Source organism: Actinoplanes oblitus (assembly GCF_030252345.1).
GTDB classification, from domain to species: Bacteria; Actinomycetota; Actinomycetes; order Mycobacteriales; family Micromonosporaceae; genus Actinoplanes; species Actinoplanes oblitus.
The window spans coordinates 9,234,338-9,251,094 of sequence record NZ_CP126980.1; the positions used below are offsets into that span (position 1 = coordinate 9,234,338).

At 70.7% G+C, this 16,757-nt stretch carries 17 protein-coding genes; 14 read left to right on the plus strand and 3 right to left on the minus strand.

The features are described from left to right. Window positions 1–2: 2 nt before the first annotated feature. Genes Actob_RS41160 through Actob_RS41170 form a run of 3 tightly spaced genes read right to left on the minus strand, consistent with a single transcriptional unit; the run spans window position 3 to window position 2,910 of the window. A complete protein-coding gene (locus tag Actob_RS41160) occupies window positions 3–956 on the minus strand; it encodes a flagellin N-terminal helical domain-containing protein (protein ID WP_284917372.1) in 954 nt (317 codons plus the stop codon). 29 nt (window positions 957–985) lie between these two features. Continuing rightward, window positions 986–2,425 (minus strand): flagellar hook-associated protein FlgK, encoded by a 1,440-nt coding sequence (gene flgK, locus Actob_RS41165; RefSeq protein ID WP_284917373.1) that lies wholly within the window; start codon window positions 2,423–2,425, stop codon window positions 986–988. Next, the gene (locus Actob_RS41170) at window positions 2,425–2,910 is read right to left on the minus strand and encodes a flagellar protein FlgN (protein WP_284917374.1); all 486 of its coding nucleotides are present in this window, start codon (window positions 2,908–2,910) and stop codon (window positions 2,425–2,427) included. The genes flgK and Actob_RS41170 overlap by 1 nt, the downstream gene beginning before the upstream one ends. A gap of 247 nt (window positions 2,911–3,157) precedes the next feature. On the opposite strand from Actob_RS41170, the gene Actob_RS41175 reads away from it, so the two are divergent. From Actob_RS41175 to Actob_RS41240, 14 genes are all read left to right on the plus strand, one after another. Continuing rightward, window positions 3,158–4,393 (plus strand): flagellin N-terminal helical domain-containing protein, encoded by a 1,236-nt coding sequence (locus Actob_RS41175; RefSeq protein WP_284917375.1) that lies wholly within the window; start codon window positions 3,158–3,160, stop codon window positions 4,391–4,393. A 119-nt stretch (window positions 4,394–4,512) separates the two neighbouring features. Next, window positions 4,513–5,916, plus strand: coding sequence for a flagellar filament capping protein FliD (fliD, locus tag Actob_RS41180; RefSeq protein WP_284917376.1), 1,404 nt, complete (start codon window positions 4,513–4,515; stop codon window positions 5,914–5,916). Window positions 5,917–5,974: 58 nt separating this feature from the next. Next, window positions 5,975–6,358 (plus strand): flagellar export chaperone FliS, encoded by a 384-nt coding sequence (gene fliS, locus Actob_RS41185; protein WP_284917377.1) that lies wholly within the window; start codon window positions 5,975–5,977, stop codon window positions 6,356–6,358. 7 nt (window positions 6,359–6,365) lie between these two features. Continuing rightward, window positions 6,366–6,686 (plus strand): hypothetical protein, encoded by a 321-nt coding sequence (locus Actob_RS41190; protein WP_284917378.1) that lies wholly within the window; start codon window positions 6,366–6,368, stop codon window positions 6,684–6,686. A gap of 180 nt (window positions 6,687–6,866) precedes the next feature. Further along, entirely contained in the window at window positions 6,867–7,214 is a 348-nt protein-coding gene (locus Actob_RS41195; protein ID WP_284917379.1) for a flagellar basal body rod protein FlgB, read from the plus strand. A gap of 2 nt (window positions 7,215–7,216) precedes the next feature. Continuing rightward, window positions 7,217–7,609, plus strand: coding sequence for a flagellar basal body rod protein FlgC (locus Actob_RS41200; protein WP_284917380.1), 393 nt, complete (start codon window positions 7,217–7,219; stop codon window positions 7,607–7,609). Between the two features lie 2 nt (window positions 7,610–7,611). Next, complete coding sequence (fliE, locus tag Actob_RS41205) at window positions 7,612–7,956, plus strand: flagellar hook-basal body complex protein FliE (RefSeq protein ID WP_284922503.1); 345 nt, start codon at window positions 7,612–7,614, stop codon at window positions 7,954–7,956. 1 nt (window position 7,957) lies between these two features. Beyond that, window positions 7,958–9,580 carry a flagellar basal-body MS-ring/collar protein FliF gene (fliF, locus tag Actob_RS41210; RefSeq protein WP_284917381.1) on the plus strand — a complete coding sequence of 541 codons (1,623 nt, stop codon included), beginning with the start codon at window positions 7,958–7,960 and terminating at the stop codon, window positions 9,578–9,580. Window positions 9,581–9,592: 12 nt separating this feature from the next. Beyond that, complete coding sequence (gene fliG, locus Actob_RS41215; RefSeq protein ID WP_284917382.1) at window positions 9,593–10,618, plus strand: flagellar motor switch protein FliG; 1,026 nt, start codon at window positions 9,593–9,595, stop codon at window positions 10,616–10,618. Continuing rightward, a complete protein-coding gene (locus Actob_RS41220) occupies window positions 10,602–11,270 on the plus strand; it encodes a FliH/SctL family protein (protein WP_284917383.1) in 669 nt (222 codons plus the stop codon). Before fliG ends, Actob_RS41220 begins: the two co-directional genes overlap by 17 nt. Continuing rightward, complete coding sequence (locus tag Actob_RS41225; RefSeq protein ID WP_284917384.1) at window positions 11,267–12,574, plus strand: FliI/YscN family ATPase; 1,308 nt, start codon at window positions 11,267–11,269, stop codon at window positions 12,572–12,574. Before Actob_RS41220 ends, Actob_RS41225 begins: the two co-directional genes overlap by 4 nt. A gap of 660 nt (window positions 12,575–13,234) precedes the next feature. Beyond that, window positions 13,235–13,699 carry a flagellar export protein FliJ gene (locus tag Actob_RS41230; RefSeq protein WP_284917385.1) on the plus strand — a complete coding sequence of 155 codons (465 nt, stop codon included), beginning with the start codon at window positions 13,235–13,237 and terminating at the stop codon, window positions 13,697–13,699. After that, window positions 13,696–14,682, plus strand: a complete 987-nt coding sequence (locus Actob_RS41235; RefSeq protein ID WP_284917386.1) for a transglycosylase SLT domain-containing protein — start codon at window positions 13,696–13,698, stop codon at window positions 14,680–14,682. The genes Actob_RS41230 and Actob_RS41235 overlap by 4 nt, the downstream gene beginning before the upstream one ends. 41 nt (window positions 14,683–14,723) lie before the next feature. Further along, the gene (locus Actob_RS41240; protein ID WP_284917387.1) at window positions 14,724–16,748 is read left to right on the plus strand and encodes a flagellar hook-length control protein FliK; all 2,025 of its coding nucleotides are present in this window, start codon (window positions 14,724–14,726) and stop codon (window positions 16,746–16,748) included. Window positions 16,749–16,757 lie beyond the last annotated feature (9 nt).

Sequence of the window (16,757 nt, forward strand, 5' to 3'; positions counted from 1 at the left end):
GGTCACCTCAGGAAATCGATGAGCGAGGGCTGGATCACCTTGGCCGTGGCGGCCAGGGCGGCCTGATACGAGGTCTGCTGGAGCTGCAATTCCATGATCGCCTTGGGCAGGTCGACATCCTCGATATCAGACAACTGCGACGACACGGACATCAAGCGATCCTCAGCGGACTGCTTCATCTGGGTAACCCGATTGTATCGGGCACCTACGTCCGAAAGAGTGGATTTCAGGAGATCAGACGCTTTGTCAAGGTTCTGCACCGCCGAGCTCACTGACGCCCCGTCCCCGGACTTCATCGCCGCGGAAAGGTCGTCGAGCACCTTGAAGAGCTGCGCGGGGTTCGGCACCTTGTTGGCGGCGGTGACCGGCTGGCCGGCCGCGTCGACGAAGCCGCCGTTCGCGTCGACCAGATAGTCGGACCCGAAGACCTCCGGACCCCGGACGTCGACCCGCACCTTGGCGTTCGGCCCGATGGCCCGTTCCACCACCCCGGACGCCTCGCCGACATATTTACCGGCCTGATACGCGTCGGCGTCCGGAGTGGCACCGCCGAAGACCGGCCGGTCCAGATACTTGGTGTTGGCGAACTGCAGGAGCGTGCCCTTGATCTGGTCGATCTCCACCGCGCGGGCGTTGTTCGCCTCCGGTGTGCTCTGGCTGCCTTCGCTCATCGCCTCCAGCGCCAGCTCACGGACCTTGCTGACCAGAGTGGTGGAGCTCTGCAGGGTGTCCTGCACGGCGCCGAGCCGGCCCACGGCGTCGTCGGCGTTCGCCGAGTACTTCTTGTTGGCCCGGACCTCGCCGCGCAACTGCAGCGCGGTCACCGTGCCGGTCGGTGAGTCCGACGGCCGGCTGAGCTGCTTGCCGCTGGAGATCTGGTCCTGCGCCTTCTGACTCGCGCTCAGTCCGCGCTGCAGGCCCGCCATCGCCCGGATGCGGGCGCTGCTCTCGGTCACTCGCGGGCTACTACTCATGAACGCTCCCCCTACCTACCGACCATGCCGGTTCGGTTGATCAATTGGTCGAGCATCGAGTCGATGGTGGTCAGCACCCGGGACGCGGCCTCGTAACCGCGCTGGTAGGTGAGCAGGTTGGTCATCTCCTCGTCGAGGTTGACCCCGGACTCCGCGTCGCGGGAGGCGTCCACCTGGTCGGTCACCGCGTTCTGCACGTCGCGCCGGCGGATCGAGGACTGCGCGGCGACGCCCAGGTCGCCGATCAGCGACTGGTACTCGGAGTCCGCGCCGCTGCGCGACGTGGCCAGGTCGGCCAGGGTGTCCGCCACCGTGCCGTCCAGGGCCTTCGCGGTCAGCCGGCCGGTGGGGTCGCCGCTGGAGACGGCCACCTTGGCCGGATCGGTCACGCCGACCGAGATGGTCGCCGCGGTCACCGCCGTGCTGGTCGGGTCGTCACTGCGTACGAAGAAATCGAGGTTGGTGCTGCCGTCCGTGCTGTACCCGCCGTGATGCACCGGGTTGACCGTGTCGGCCAGCGTCTTGGCCACCTTGTCGAGCCGCTTGGCGACCCCGTCGATGGTGCCGCCCGCGGTGAGCGACTCCATCATGGAGCCCATCGTGCCGCCCGGCCCGACCGCCGCCTGGGTGTCCGCCCAGCGCAGGTTCACCTTGCTGCTGGCGAGGTCCGCCAGGCGGTTGGCGCTGCCCGTCTCGATCTCGACCTTGCGGGTGGTGAACTCGGCGACCAGGGGCGAACTCCCGACGTAGACGCTTGTCGCGCCGTTCGGCAGGTCGGTACTGGTGGCGCCGGTCAGCTCGGAGAGCTTGAGGATCTGCTGCGACCGCTGGTCGATCAGCTCGTTGGCCTGCAACCCGGAGGCCTTGGCGAGGACGATCTCCTTGTTCAGCTTGGCGACCGACTCGGCCGCCTTGTTGACGTCCCCGACGTAGGTGTCCAGCCCCTTGCGGACCGACTGGAACTGGTTGTCCAGCGCCTTCGCCGCGTCGTTGAGCGTCGCCGCCACAGTGGTGGCCTGCTCGATCAGCGCGGATTTCGGCGCCGCCTTGTCCGGGTTCATCGAGACCGCGTTGAAGCCGTCCCACATGTCCTGCATGCGGGCCTGCAGGGCGGTGTCACTGGGCTCGGCGAAGACATCCTCGATCAGCGCGTACGCGCCGGCCTTGTCGTTGAGGTACGCCGAGTTCGCGTGCTCGGTGTAGGCGCGCTGGTCGAGGGCGGTGTTGCGGAGCTGCTCCACCGAGGAGACGGTGACGCCGTTGCCTACCGCGTCGGTGGTCGCGTACACGCCCGCGACCAGGTTGGCGTTCTGGGATTGCATCACCACGCGTTGCCGGGTGTACCCCTCGGTGTTCGCGTTGGCGATGTTCTGGCCCGAGATGTCCAGGCCGCGGCGCTGCGCGTAGAGCGAGGTCAGCGCGGTGTTGAGTCCACTGAAAGTGCTTCCCATCAGATCGCCTCATCAACGAGGGTGGGGCGGCGCACGCCGCCGGTGACGGTCTGGCCCTGCGGCCCGTACGTTTCCACAGTCTCGGCGAACACGAGCATGGTTTCGCGAGCCGCGCGTTGCCCCGCGGTGAGCAGGTCACGGTTGACGTCGGCCAGGGCCCGGATCTCCGACGTCAGGAGCAGGAACGCCTTACGGTGCTGGTGCAGCAGGTCCGACCAGGGGTCCGGAGCGGCGTCGGCCAGTTCACCGAGGGACGCTTCCGGGTTCAGGCCGAGCTCGGCGGCGACCTCCTGCGCGTAGGCGGCACGGATGACCTCGGTCTGCCGGATCTGGTCCAGTACCACCTCGACCTCCCGGGTGGCGTGGCTCAGCCAGCGAGATCGGTTCGCCGCGAGGAGCAGCTGCTCCTCCTCCAGCTTGAAGAGCAGCATCTCCAGCAGCTCGCGTGAGCGCCACAGGACACTGGCCAGATCGGTCAGGCTCACCCGGTCCTCCGTCGGTTCGCTGGTCGGGCCGCAACCGTTCGGCAACCCGCTCATTCGGACAGGTCGGCATGTTCGCGGTGCCGCTGAGCGGTTTCCCCCAATCAGCATTTATCCGGTTCGCCGGAAAAGCCCGAGCGAATTTCGCAGAATCGCTCAGTGCCTCTCGGCCACCCGCCGAAGGGAACAGCGCAACACCACGGCTCACGGACGGGCCGGTACCAGACCCCAGTCAAGGAGGAGTTTTTCCATGGGTCTCCGCATCAACCAGAACATCGCCGCGCAGAACGCCTACCGGAACCTGTCGGTCACCGACAGCCAGATGTCGAAGTCGCTGGAGAAGCTGTCCAGCGGTTTCCGGATCAACCGGGCGGCGGACGACGCGGCCGGCCTCTCGATCTCCGAGGGCCTGCGGTCGCAGACCGGCGGTCTCAAGGTCGCCGTGCGCAACACCCAGGACGGCGTCAGCGTCGCGCAGACCGCTGAGGGTTCGCTCAACGAGGTCACCTCGATCCTGCAGCGTATGCGTGACCTGTCGGTGCAGACGTCGAACTCCGGCTCGATGGACGCCGACGCCAAGGGCGCCGCCGACAAGGAGATGCAGCAGCTCAACCAGGAGCTGGACCGGATCGGCAGCACCACGTCGTTCGGCAAGGCGAAGCTGCTGGACGGCTCGTTCGGCGCCACCGCCAAGACCACGGGTTCCACCCCGATCACCGCCGGCGCGAACATGACCGCCGCCGCCACCGCGCTCGCCGCGGGCGGCAGCTTCACCATCGACTCCGTCGACGGGCAGACGGTCTCCGGCGGCGTCTCGGTGAGCATCCCGGCCGGCGCGGTCTCGGCGACCTCCAGTGGCCAGGACATCGCCAAGGTCGTCAACGACGCGATCTCGACAGCGCTCAAGGGCAAGGGCTTCCAGGGCAACGAGGTCTCGATGTCCGCCAGCACCGCGTCCAACGGCGACGTCACCTTCAGCATGTCCGGCGTCGGTTCGTTCGGCATGACCGACGGCACCAACACGCCGCTCGGCGCCGTCGGCATGAGCGCCGCCCTGACCGGCGCCGCCAACTCGGTCTCCGGCGGCAACACCGGCCGGTTCCAGGTGGGCGCGAACGCCAACGCCAACGAGCGGATCGGTGTCGCCATCGGCGCCGTCAACTCGAACACGCTCGGCACCGCGAACCTCAGCCTGACCAGCTCCAACGGTCCGGCTGACGCGATCACCGCGATCGACAAGGCGATCAAGTCGGTGTCGGACACCCGGGCGAACCTCGGTGCGGTCCAGAACCGGTTCGAGCACACCATCAACAACCTGAACGTCGCGGTGGAGAACCTCTCCGCGTCCGAGTCCCGGATCCGGGACACCGACATGGCCCAGGAGATGGTCTCGTTCACCCGGAACCAGATCCTCACCCAGGCCGGCACCTCGATGCTGTCGCAGGCGAACCAGTCGGCGCAGGGCGTGCTGTCGCTGCTCCGCTAACCGAACTGAAACCGAGAGCAACTGAATCGGTGGCCTGATCGGCCGAAGAGGTAGGGGTAGCCGGCGAAAAAGTCGGCTACCCCTCCCCATTCCAGCCCCTCTACCGAAAGCGAGCTAACGTGAGCAGCTCTGTTGACGGCCTCGTCAGCGGCATGAGCACCTCCAGCATCATCAGCCAGCTCATGCAGGTGGAGGCGGCCCCGCAGGACCGGCTCAAGACCAAGGTCAAGACCGCGCAGACGACGGTGGCCTCGTACCAGTCGGTGAACAGCAAGCTCTCCGCGCTGAAGAGCGCCGGCACCACCCTGGGCGACCTCGCCACCTGGCGCTCGATCAAGGCGACGTCCAGCTCGCCCTCGGTCACCGCGACCGCGATGAGCAGCCTCACCAGCGCCGCCGGCTCCACCACGTTCGACGTGGTGCAGACCGCCGCGGCCCAGGTCACCACCACCGAGTACGCCGCCGGCAGCACCGACATCACCGACGGCACCGGCGTGCTGACGGTCTCGCTCGGCTCGGGCGACCCGGTGACCGTGAACCTGACCGAGGACCGGACGCCCGCGGGCATCGCGGCCGCGATCAACAGCACCAGCGGCGTCGGTGTGCGCGCCGGCGTGGTGACCACCGCCTCCGGTGACAGCATCCTGCAGATCAGCAGCGCCAAGACCGGTGTCGCCAACGCCTTCACCGTCAACGGCCTGAGCGGTACCGGCAACGTCGTCACCGCCGCCTCGGACGCGAAGATCCGGGTCGGCTCGCTGGTCGACCCGAACGACGAGAACAGCGGCCTGACCCCGGGCAGCTACGAGGTCACCAACAGCAGCAACACCTTCACCAACCTGCTCAGCGGCGTCAACATCACGGTGACCAAGAAAGAGCAGAACGTCACCATCGACGCGCAGTCCGACGTGGCCGGCATCGCGGACAAGATGCAGGCGCTGGTCGACGCGGCCAACAGCGTGCTGTCCGAGGTGAGTTCACAGACCGCGTACGACGCCAGCACCAAGAAGGGCTCGCCGCTCACCGGCGACTTCATGGTCCGGAACATGACCCAGACCATCCTGGGCGCGGTCAGCGGCGGCCTGTCGTACGACAACCCGGACTACGTCAAGCCGACCGACCCCAACGACCCGGTGGAGAGCCCGGAGAACCCGCTGAAGATCGCCTTCGGCAGCCTCTCCAAGCTGGGTATCCAGCTCGACAGCACCGGCAAGCTGAGCTTCGACGCCACCAAGTTCACCGCCGCTTACAACGAGGACCCGGCCGCCATCAAGAAGGCCGGCGTCGGCCTCGGCGACAACTTCGAGGCCCTCGCGAAGAAGCAGTCGGACTCGGTCACCTCGGTCATCACCGGCCGGAACAACGAGATCGACAACATGAACAGCCAGATCGAGAACTGGGACAGCCGGCTCGCTGCCCGGAAGCTGGCCCTGCAGAAGCAGTACACGGGTCTGGAAACGGCCCTCGGCAAGTTGAAGAACCAGTCCAACTGGCTCGCCGGGCAGCTCAGCGGTCTGGGATGACCTGACTGACTGACGCCACCCGCACGGACGATCGCCGCCCGCACTACCGAGGAGACTCATGACCATGACCGCGCCCAACCTTCGTGACCGCTACCTGCAGGACTCGGTCAACACGGCGTCCCCGGCCAAACTCCTGATCATGCTCTACGACCGGCTCATCCTCGACCTGTCGCACGGCGAGGAGGCACTCAGCCAGGGCGACCGCGAGCTGGCCAACGAAAAGATCAGTCACGCTCAGGAAATCGTCATGGAGCTGATGGTCACCCTCGACGTGGAGGCCTGGGACGGCGCTCCCGGCCTGGCGAACCTGTACGGCTTCATCCTCACCGAGCTGATCGGCGCGAACGTCGCCAAGAGCCCGGAGCGGGTGGCCGGCTGCCGGAAACTGCTCGAGCCGCTGCGCGACGCGTGGCGCGAGGCCGCGGCCGCGGCGGCGGGCTGAGCCGGCCATGACCACGGACTGGCGGGGCGCCTGGACGGCGGCGCTCGACGAGCTGGAGATGGACGTCGCGGCGGTCGAGGCGATGCTCGCCGACGAGCACCGGCACGCCGAGACGCCGCCGGCCGACATCTGGAAGCCGCCGACCGACCTGGGCGCGCTGCCGTTGGAACTCAAGCCACGGGCCGACGAGATCCTGACCCGCCAGCTGGCGGTGGCGGAGGAGCTGGCCCGCCGCCTCACCACCAACCGGCAGCAGAGCGCGATGACCTCGCGGATCGAGACCGGCGAAGCAGTGAAACGTCCGGTTTATCTAGACTGCGCCATGTAAATCCCGATGAACGTCCCGGAACCCCGGCCAGGGGTCCGGGACGTTTTCGTGTGCAACCTCGCAGCAACCGTCTGGCCCTCAGCGGATCGCCGGGCCCGCCGAACTGCATGGTACGAGCACGGATTGCTCACCGAAGTGCCACGGAACGGCGACCAGACGGATCGATCAGGGAGCTGCGAAGTGTTCGACGACATTTCCACGGCTGCGCTGCGCGTCGCTGTCACCGGCCTGTCGGCCCGGCAGAACGCCATTGCGAACAACATCGCGAACGTCGAGACCCCGGGCTTCCATGCCCGTAAGGTCAAGTTCGAGGAGGCTCTTCAGGGCGCCGTCGCCCGCGGCCAGTCGCCGCTGGGCATCAACCCGAGCGTCCAGGAGTCGCTGGAGCCCACCCGGCTCAACGGCAACAACGTCAACCTCGACGAGGAGACGCTGTCGCACATCGACACCACGATGCGCTACCAGCTCACCCTCCGGGCCATCGACAGCAAGTACGGCCTGCTGCGCGACGCCATCAAGGGAGCCTGAGGATGAGCATCTTCAACGCCATCGGGGTCGCGGGCACCGGCGTCACTGTCTATCGCAAGTGGCTCGACGCCGTCTCCGACAACATCGCGAACATGAACAACACCAGCCGGACCTCGGAGAACGCCTTCCAGGCCCGGTACGTGCAGGCCCGCGCCGCGCAGGACGGCAACGGCGCCGAGGTGGCCGGGGTGCAGCTCGGCAACGCCGAGGGCGTCCTCGCCTACGAGCCGGACAACCCGCTCGCCGACGCCGAGGGCTACGTTCGCCGGCCGGATATCGACATGGGTAGCCAGATGGCTCAGATGATGATGGCGCAGCGCTCCTACCAGGCCAACCTCTCGGTCGTGGACCGCGCTCGGGACGCGTACGCGGCCGCCATCAACCTCGGGAAGTGATCATGATGTCGGCGATCAATCCCATCGGCGGAATCTCCGGCTTCAGCGGAATCTCCGGAATTTCGGGTATGTCAGGTCTGAGCGACAAGCTCGACCTCGACGAGGCCGCCAAGACCAGCAGCCCCAACACCGACTTCGCCCGCATGTTGTCCAAGGGCCTGGAGAGCGTCCAGGCCTCCCAGGACAAGGCGAACGACCTCGCGGTCCAGGTGGCCAACGGACAACTGCAGGACCCCGCCCAGTACACGATGGCCGCCAACGAGGCGTCCCTCGGCCTTCAGATGACGCTGGCGGTCCGCAACAAGGCCGTCGAGGCCTTCCAAGAGATCATGAGGATGCAGGCCTGAGATGACTGACCGCCTTCCCGCTCCGGTACGCCGCATAACGGACACCTTCAAGTCCTTCACGCCGGGACAGAAGGCTGTCACGATCTTCGCCGTCATCGCCATCCTCGTCGGTGGCTACTTCTTCGCGACGTGGGCGGCGAAACCGTCGTACGCGATCCTGTTCAACAACCTCTCGACGAAGGACGCGAGTGCCATCGTCGAGTCGTTGCAGAAGTCGAACACCTCGTACGAGCTGGCGAACGACGGACAGACCATCATGGTGCCGCGCGACCAGGTGAACGCGCTGCGGCTCCAGCTCTCCGGCGAGGGCCTGCCCAACGACGAGGGCACCGGTTACTCGCTGCTGGACCAGCAGGGCATCACCACCAGCGACTTCATGCAGCACGCCAACTACCAGCGGGCGCTCGAGGGCGAGCTCGCCAAGACCATCAAGTCGATCGACGGCGTCGAGGCGGCCACCGTGCACCTGGTGCTGCCGCAGAAGGACGTCTTCGCCGAGAGCGCCGCCAAGCCGACCGCCTCGGTGCTGGTCGCCTCCAAGTCGACCAGCCCGCTCAGCGGCGACCAGGTGCAGGCGATCGTGCACCTGGTCGCCTCCAGCGTCGAAGGCCTGGACCCCACCCAGGTCACGGTGGCCGGCGCGGACGGCAAGATCCTCTCCACCGGCGGCGGCGCGGCGATCGCGACCGGCGGGGACAGCGGCTCCGAGGCGCAGACCGTCGAGTTCCAGAACCGGATGAACGCCGCGCTGCAGACCATGCTGGACCGGCTGGTCGGCCCCGGGCACTCGGTCGTCACCACCACCGCCGACCTGGACTTCGACCAGACCGAGACGCGGAGCAAGACGTACAGCTCGGATCCGTCACTGCCGTCGCTGTCGGAGACCACCAGCTCGGAGACGTACAGCGGCAGCGGCACCGGCAACGGCGGCGTGCTGGGCCCGGACAACATCCAGGTACCGAACGGCGCCGGCTCCAACGGCCAGTACGCCAACAAGAACGAGGCCCGCAACAACGCGCTCAACGAGACGCAGGAGGTCCGGCGGAAGGCGCCCGGCAGCATCCGGCGGCTGAACGTGGCGGTCCTGCTGGACAGCACCACCGCCGCCTCGGTCGACCCCACCCAGGTGCAGCAGCTGGTCAGCTCGGCGGCCGGCATCGACGCCACCCGCGGCGACACCATCGCGGTCAGCGCCATGCCGTTCGACACCTCGGCGCAGCAGGCGGCCAAGAACGAGCTCGCCGCGGCGGCCGCCGCGGACAAGCAGAACAAGCAGATGACCCTGGTCAAGACCGGCGCGCTGGCCTTCGTGGTGCTGGCCCTGATCTTCCTGGCCTGGCGGGCCAGCCGGCGGGCCAAGCGCCGCCAGCAGCTCACCGCCGAGGAGAAGGCGCACCTGGAGGAGATGCAGGCCGCGCTGGAGGCCCAGCGGCAGGCCGAGCTGGAGGCCACCCAGGCGATGAGCGCCGCCGCGATGATCGAGGGTGGCGCCCCGATGCAGGTGCACGACGAGGCCCGCGAGGAGCGGCACCGGGAGATCGAGCAGATGGTCCAGGAGAAGCCGGACGAGATGGCCACTCTCCTGCGCGGCTGGATGTCGGCCGACGCGACCACGCACCACTAGGAGGAGTAGGCGTTGACCACACCCGCGCTCACCACGCTCTCCATGACGGGCGTACGCAAAGCGGCGATAATGCTGATCCAGTTCGGCAAGGAACAATCCGCGCAGGTGCTGGCGAACATGACCGAGAAGGAGGTCGAGGCGCTCTCCGCCGAGGTGGCGCGGCTGGGCAAGCTCGACCCCGTCCAGGTCGACGACGTGATGGACGAGTTCTACGCCATGGCGACCACCCGGTTCGCCGGGTCCGGTGGCATGGACTACGCCCGCGAGCTGCTGGAGGCGTCGCTCGGCAAGGACCGAGCGGCGCTGATCCTGGACCGGCTCGAGGCGTCGATGAACGACATCCCGTTCAACTTCCTCAGCCACGCCGACCCCCGGCAGTTGCTCTCCTACGTGCAGTACGAGCACCCGCAGACCATCGCGCTGGTGCTCGCCCACATCCCGGCCGGGCTCGCTTCGTCGATCCTGGCCGGTTTGCCGTTGGAGGTGCAGACCGAGGTCGCGCACCGGATCGCGATCATGGACCGCACCTCGCCGGACATCATCCGGCAGGTGGAGAGCGCGTTGCAGCGCAAGCTGTCCAGCGTGCTGCAGCCGGACGAACTCTCCACCGTCGGCGGCCTGCAACCCCTGGTGGACATCATCAACCGCGCCGACCGCACCACCGAGCGGCTCATCCTGGAGGCCCTGGAATCCCGCAGCCCCGAGCTGGCCGAGGAGATCCGGCGCCGGATGTTCATGTTCGAGGACATCGTGAACCTCGAGGACCGGGCGGTACAGCTGATCCTGCGCCAGGTGGAGCCGGCCGACCTGGCCACCGCGCTCAAGGGCGTGCCGGAGACGGTGCGCGACAAGGTCACCAAGAACCTCTCCGAGCGCGGCCGGGAGAACCTGCTCGAGGAGATGGACCTGCTCGGCCCGGTGAAGGTCAAGATGGTCGAGGAGGCGCAGGCCAAGATCGTCGGGGTGATCCGCACCCTGGAGGACTCCGGCCAGATCGAGATCCAGCGTGGTGGCGAGGCCGATGAGCTCATCGCCTGACCGGCCGGTGATCCGCGGGGCGGTGGCCGAGACGGCCACCGCCGCCCGGTTCGCCACCGACCTGAAGCTGCCCGACCCGAACGACCCGAAGCTGCTGGAGGAGGCCCGGCAGCAGGCCCGGGCCGCCGGCTACGCCGAGGGCTGGGCGCAGGGCAAGCGGGAGGCCGCGGCCGCCGCCGAGGCCGCCGCGGCGCGCGCGCTGGAGGCCGAGCACCAGCACGACCACCGGCGCTCGGCCGCCCTCGCGCACGCCGTGAACGCCCTCGGCCGGGCCGTCACCGAGCTGGAGAACCAGCTCATGCCCACCTTCACCGAGCTGCAGGAACTCGTGCTGGCCAGCGCGTTCGAGCTGGCCGAGGCGATCGTCGGGCGGAATCTGCACGACGATCCGGAGCGCGGCCGGGACGCGCTGCGCCGGGCGATGACCGCCGCGCCGGAGCACGGCGACGTGCGCCTGCGCCTGCACCCGGACGACTACGCCACGCTGGTCGCCGACGACGGCGCCGAGTTCGACTACCAGGGCCGCCGGATCACCCTGCACCCCGACCCCGGGCTGCGGCCCGGTGACGCGGTGGCCGAGACCGGCACCGCCACCGTCGACGCCACCATCGCGGCCGCGGTGGCCCGCGCCCGGGAGGCGCTGCGGATATGACCGACCTCTTCCAGCACCGCATCCAGAGCGCCATCGACGCGGCCCGGCCCACTGTCAGCGGCCGGGTAACCGGCGCCGTCGGCCTGCGGGTCACGGTGAGCGGGCTGGAAGCCCGGGTCGGTGAACTGCTGCGGATCGGCACCGGGCCGGACGCGGTGCTGGCCGAGGTCGCGGCCCTGGACGGGCAGCAGCTCAACTGCCTGCCACTCGGCCCGATCGCCGGGATCGGCGCCGGCACCCCGGCGGTGAGCACCGGCGGGCCGCTGCGCATCGCGGTCGGACCGGACCTGCGCGGCCGGATCCTGGACGGCCTCGGCCGCCCGATGGACGGCGGCCCACCGCTGCGCGGCGAGCTGGTCGGTATCGAACAGGCCCCGCCGTCGGCGATGGAACGCCAGCTGGTCGACCGGCCGATGTCGCTGGGCGTCCGGGTGCTGGACACCCTCGTCCCGTGCGGCCGCGGCCAGCGCATCGGCATCTTCGCCGGCTCCGGCGTCGGCAAGTCCACCCTGATGAGCATGATCACCCGGGGCACCTCGGCCGAGCTGAACGTGGTCGCCCTGGTCGGTGAGCGCGGCCGGGAGGTGCGCGAGTTCATCGAGCACGACCTCGGCGAGGAGGGCCTGGCCCGGTCGGTGGTGGTGATCGCCACCTCGGACACGCCGCCGCTGGTCCGGCTGCGGGCCGGCTCGGTCGCCACCCGGATCGCCGAGTACTACCGCGACGAGGGCGCCGACGTGCTGCTGATGATGGACAGCGTCACGCGCGCCGCGATGGCCCAGCGCGAGGTAGGCCTCTCGGTCGGCGAGCCGCCGGCCACCCGCGGCTATCCGCCCTCGGTCTTCGCCATGCTGGCCAGCCTGCTGGAACGCGCCGGGCCGGGCGCCCGCGGCAGCATCACCGGTCTCTACACGGTGCTGGTCGAGGGCGACGACCACAACGAGCCGATCGCCGACGCGGCCCGCTCGATCCTGGACGGCCACATCGTGCTGGACCGCAAACTGGCCACGGCCGGGCACTTCCCCAGCATCCAGGCCCTCGACTCGATCTCCCGGGTGGCCAACAAGATCACCAGCCGGGACCAGCGCGCGGACGCCACCGAGTTGCGCCGGCTGATGGCCGCGCACCGCGAGGTCCGCGAGCTGGTCGAGATCGGCGCCTACGTCCCGGGCACCAACCCGGAGGCCGACCGGGCCAACGCCGCCTGGCCGCGGATCAGCGCCTTCCTCCGCCAGGACCTGGACGAACGCATCACCGCAGACGACGCCTGGGCCCAGCTGCGAGCGCTGCTGGCCACCACCTGAGCCGGTAGCCCGCGCGCCGCTTTCCGGACAAACCACCCTCGCTGCCGCGATGCCGCCGGAACGTCTCCGGATCCTTTTCCGGTACGACTCGGAGTCCCGTGGCGGTCGGCTCGCGAGGCCCGGCCCCCGCACGACCGCGGCGCGTGTCGTGCGGGTCCGCTGTCCGGCACGGTCACGTCCGGGTCGTCCGTTGTCCGGCACGGTCACGTCCGGGTCGTCCGTTGTCCGGCACGGTCACATCCGGGTCGTCCGCTGTCCCGCGCTGGCACATCGGGGTCGTGCATGACCTCCGAGACAACCGTGAGCAGCGGCGGACCCGCATGACACGCGCTGCGATCCGGACCGGGCGCGGTCTCGCGCACTGACCAGCCCTGGAGCGACAAGTCGTACAAAATATGTTTTGTTCGGCGGATCGGCCAACCGGCGTGAAGCGGACCGGAAGCGGGCTGAGCAGCGCGCGGCGAGTCGGCGGCGGCGAGCGGGCGAAGTGCGGGTGTCCGGGCCGAAAACGGGCTGAAGAGGAGGCGCGGAGCGGACCGTGACGCAGCGTGGACCGCGCGGCCGGGCCGGCGCCAAAAGTTGGGTGCAACGGCTCAGCGAGTGGCGCGGGTGTGCCGAAGCGGTCAAGTGAGGGCCCCACGGCCCCGCTAGGAGGCCAGCATGAACCGCCTGTTCCGTCTCACTCCGGTGCTGCGCGCGCGCAAGGCGCAGGAGGACGCCGCTCGTGGCGAGCTGATCCAGTCCCGCGCCGAGATCCGGGAGGCGCAGGCTCTGGTCAAGCGCCGGCAGCTCGATCTGGTCGGAGCCGACGCACCGTCCGAGGGTTCGGCCCGGGCGATGGTCGCGGCCCTGGTGGCGCGGCAGTCGCTGGCGTCTGGGGTGTTCAGCGCGCAGCGGATGGTCACCGACGCCGAGGAGGTCGAGCGGGAGAAGATGGCCGCGCTGACCGACGCGGCGAAGCGCCGGCGGGCCGTGGAGATGCTCTCCGAGCGGCACGCCGCCATGGTCAAGGCCCACGACCTGCGCACCGACCAGGCGAACCTGGACGAGCTGGCGGTCACCTCGAAGGCCCGTAACGCCGCCCGCGGCGGCGCACCCGCCGAGGAGAACGGGAGTGACGCATGAGCCTCGGTGTCTCCGGTGTCATGGGGCGCATCGCCGAGCTGCAGGATCAGCTCGGTCTCACCCCTCCCCCGGCGTCCCTGGACCCGACCGGCAAGTCCGGTGACAAGTTCGCGTCCGCGCTGGCCCGGGCGACCGGCGCGGGCCGGGGCACCGGCACCGCGGCCGGCCCGTCCGGCGACGACGTGGTGGCGGCCGCGAAGAAGTACCTCGGCACCCCGTACGTCTTCGGCGGCACCGACCCGAAGAAGGGCCTGGACTGCTCCGGCCTGGTCCAGCAGGTCTACCAGGACCTGGGCGTCAAGGTGCCGCGCAACTCCTGGCAGCAGGCGACGGCGGGCCGCCCGGTGGCCAGCCTGTCCGACGCCAGGCCGGGCGACGTGCTGGCGTTCGACTCGCCGGTCGACCACGTGGCGATCTACCTCGGTGACAACAAGATGATCGCCGCGCCGAAACCGGGCGACCACGTCAAGATCCAATCGGTGTACGAGAAGCCGACCCACATCCGCCGCATCCTCGACGACGTGCCGGTCGCCGCGGTGCAGGACATGTCGTCGCTGCGCCCGGCCGGCCTGCGCGGGTCGGCGGCCGGCGGGCTGGCCGGGGTGCCGTACGCGGACCTGTTCCTGAAGGCCGGCGCCAAGCACGACGTCCCGCCGAAGCTGCTGGCCGCGGTGGCGAAGGTGGAGTCCGGGTACAACCCGAAGGCGGTCAGCCCGGCCGGGGCGCGGGGCATGATGCAGCTGATGCCGGCCACCGCGCACGGGCTCGGGGTGGACGACCCGTTCGATCCGGAGCAGGCCGTGGACGGGGCCGCCCGGATGCTGAAGGGCCTGCTGAAGGAGTTCAAGTCGGTGCCGCTGGCGCTGGCCGCGTACAACGCGGGCGGCGGAGCCGTGCACAAGTACGGCGGCATCCCGCCGTTCGGCGAGACCCAGGCGTACGTGCCGAAGGTGCAGAAGGCGCTGGCCGCGCTCGGCGGCTGAACCCGCCACCGAAACACCGGAGCAAGTGAGGAGCCCATCCCATGCCGAGTCCCGTGACCGGACCTGAGCACCGGCCCGTTACCGAGGCCACCCGCCGCCCCGGTGCGCGGCGCGACGAGGGGGCGGACTTCGGTTCGGCGCTCTCCGCCGAGCTGAGCCGCCCGGAGCGGGACGAGACCGAGCGGGACGAACGGCGTACCCAGACGCAGAAGACCGAAGGCCGGTCCGCCGCGGACCGGACCGCCGTGGAGCGGGCCGGAGCCGACCGCGCCCTGGCGGCCCGGATCGCGACGGAGCGGAGAACAGCGGATCGGGCTTCGCAGCGGACCGCCGAGCAGCGAACCGCCGAGCAGCGCGCCGCGAGCCGGGACATCGCCGACCGGACCGCGGCGGCTCGAACGGCGGCCCGCCGCGACGCCGCCGCCGGTCGCCCGGCCGCCCGGCCCGCCGTGGATCGCACCGTGGGCGACCGGGACGACCGGGTCCGCGACGACCGGGGCCGGGACGACCGGGTCGGCGACGACCGGGGCCGGGACGACCGGATCGACGACGACCGGGAGGACACCGGCGACGTCCAGGACACCGACGCGGCGCAGCCGCACGGGCCGGACCGCGCCGCCCACCGCCCCCGGGCCAAGGCCAAGGCCGCCGGCGCCGGCGAACCCACGGCGAAGACCGCGGAGGCCGGCGCCGAGCCGGTCACCGCCGAGAGCGCCGGGAAGAGCGGCCCGGGCACCGCCGAGCAGCCGGCTGCGGCCGGCCCGGCGGCCACGATTCCGCTGGTCAGCCCGATCCTGCCGACCATGGCCACGGCCGGGGGCGAGGTCGCCGCGAAGGCGGCCGGTCCGACGCCGGCCGCCGGTGTCACGGCACCGGGCAAGGCCGCGGCCACCACGGCCGGTCAGCCCGCCGCGGCGACGCCGCAGGCCGGCCGCGCCACGCCGGGCCCCACCACGCCCGGTGCCGCGACGCCCGGCCCCGCGACGCCCGGCCCGGCCACACCCGGCGCCGCGACGCCCGGTACCGCGACGCCCGGTACCGCGACGCCCGGTACCGCGACGCCGGTCACCGCACAGCAGGTCACCGCACAGCAGGCCACCGCACGGCCCGCCGGCACGACGGCGGCGGCGCCCGGTGGCGCTCAGGCGGGTGCTCCCACGCCGGCCGGCCGGCCGGCGCCCGACGCCCCGGCCGGCGGCGCGCAGCCCGCCGCCACCCCGGCCCGCCCGGCCTGGGCGAAGCCCGCCACCACCGGGACCGATCCCGGCACCGCGGCGACCGCGCAGGCCACCGCCGCCACGCCCGCCGGTCCGGCCGCCACGCCGGCACCACCGCCGGGCGAGGTACCGGCCACCGCCACGCCGATCCCGGCCGTCGGCACCGGGCCGGGCGCCGGCGGCGGGGGCGACGCGACGGGAGGGTCGGGGCAGCCCGGGGCGGAGACCTCGGGTACTCCGGAGAACAACCCGCCGGCCGCGACCGGGCCGGCTCCGCTGCCCACCGCGGTCCCGGCGGCACCGCCCGCCGACGCGGGCCTGCCGCCCGGTGCCGCCCTGCCCGGCGTGACCGGACCGCAGGCCGCGGCGCCCGCCGCGCCGGTCGCCCCGGCCACCCCGGCGCCGCCGCCGAGCACCCCGCTGCCGCTCCCGACGGCCGAGCAGCTGTCCATGCGGATCGCTCCGCTGCGGTTGGACGCGGACGGCATCCACCGCCTCACCGTGCAGTTGCACCCGGTCGACCTGGGCCCGGTCCAGGTGGTCGCGGAGATCCGCAACGGCGACATCAACGTGCAGCTCAGCAGCGGCACCGACGCCGGTACCGAGGCGATCCGGGACGCCCTCGACGACCTGCGCCGGGACCTGCAGGACGCCGGGTTCGGCAACTGCTCGCTGGACCTGCGCCAGGGTGGCGGGCAGGACCAGGCCCGGCAGCGGTTCGAGGCGGGCGGCGGGGCCGGCCGGCGGACCGGCGGGGACGGCGGCGGGACCACCGAACCGCCGGTCGAGCCGGCCCCGGTGGCGACCCGGCGGGTCACCCCGGCCGGGCGGTTCGACACGCACGCCTGAAACGCACGA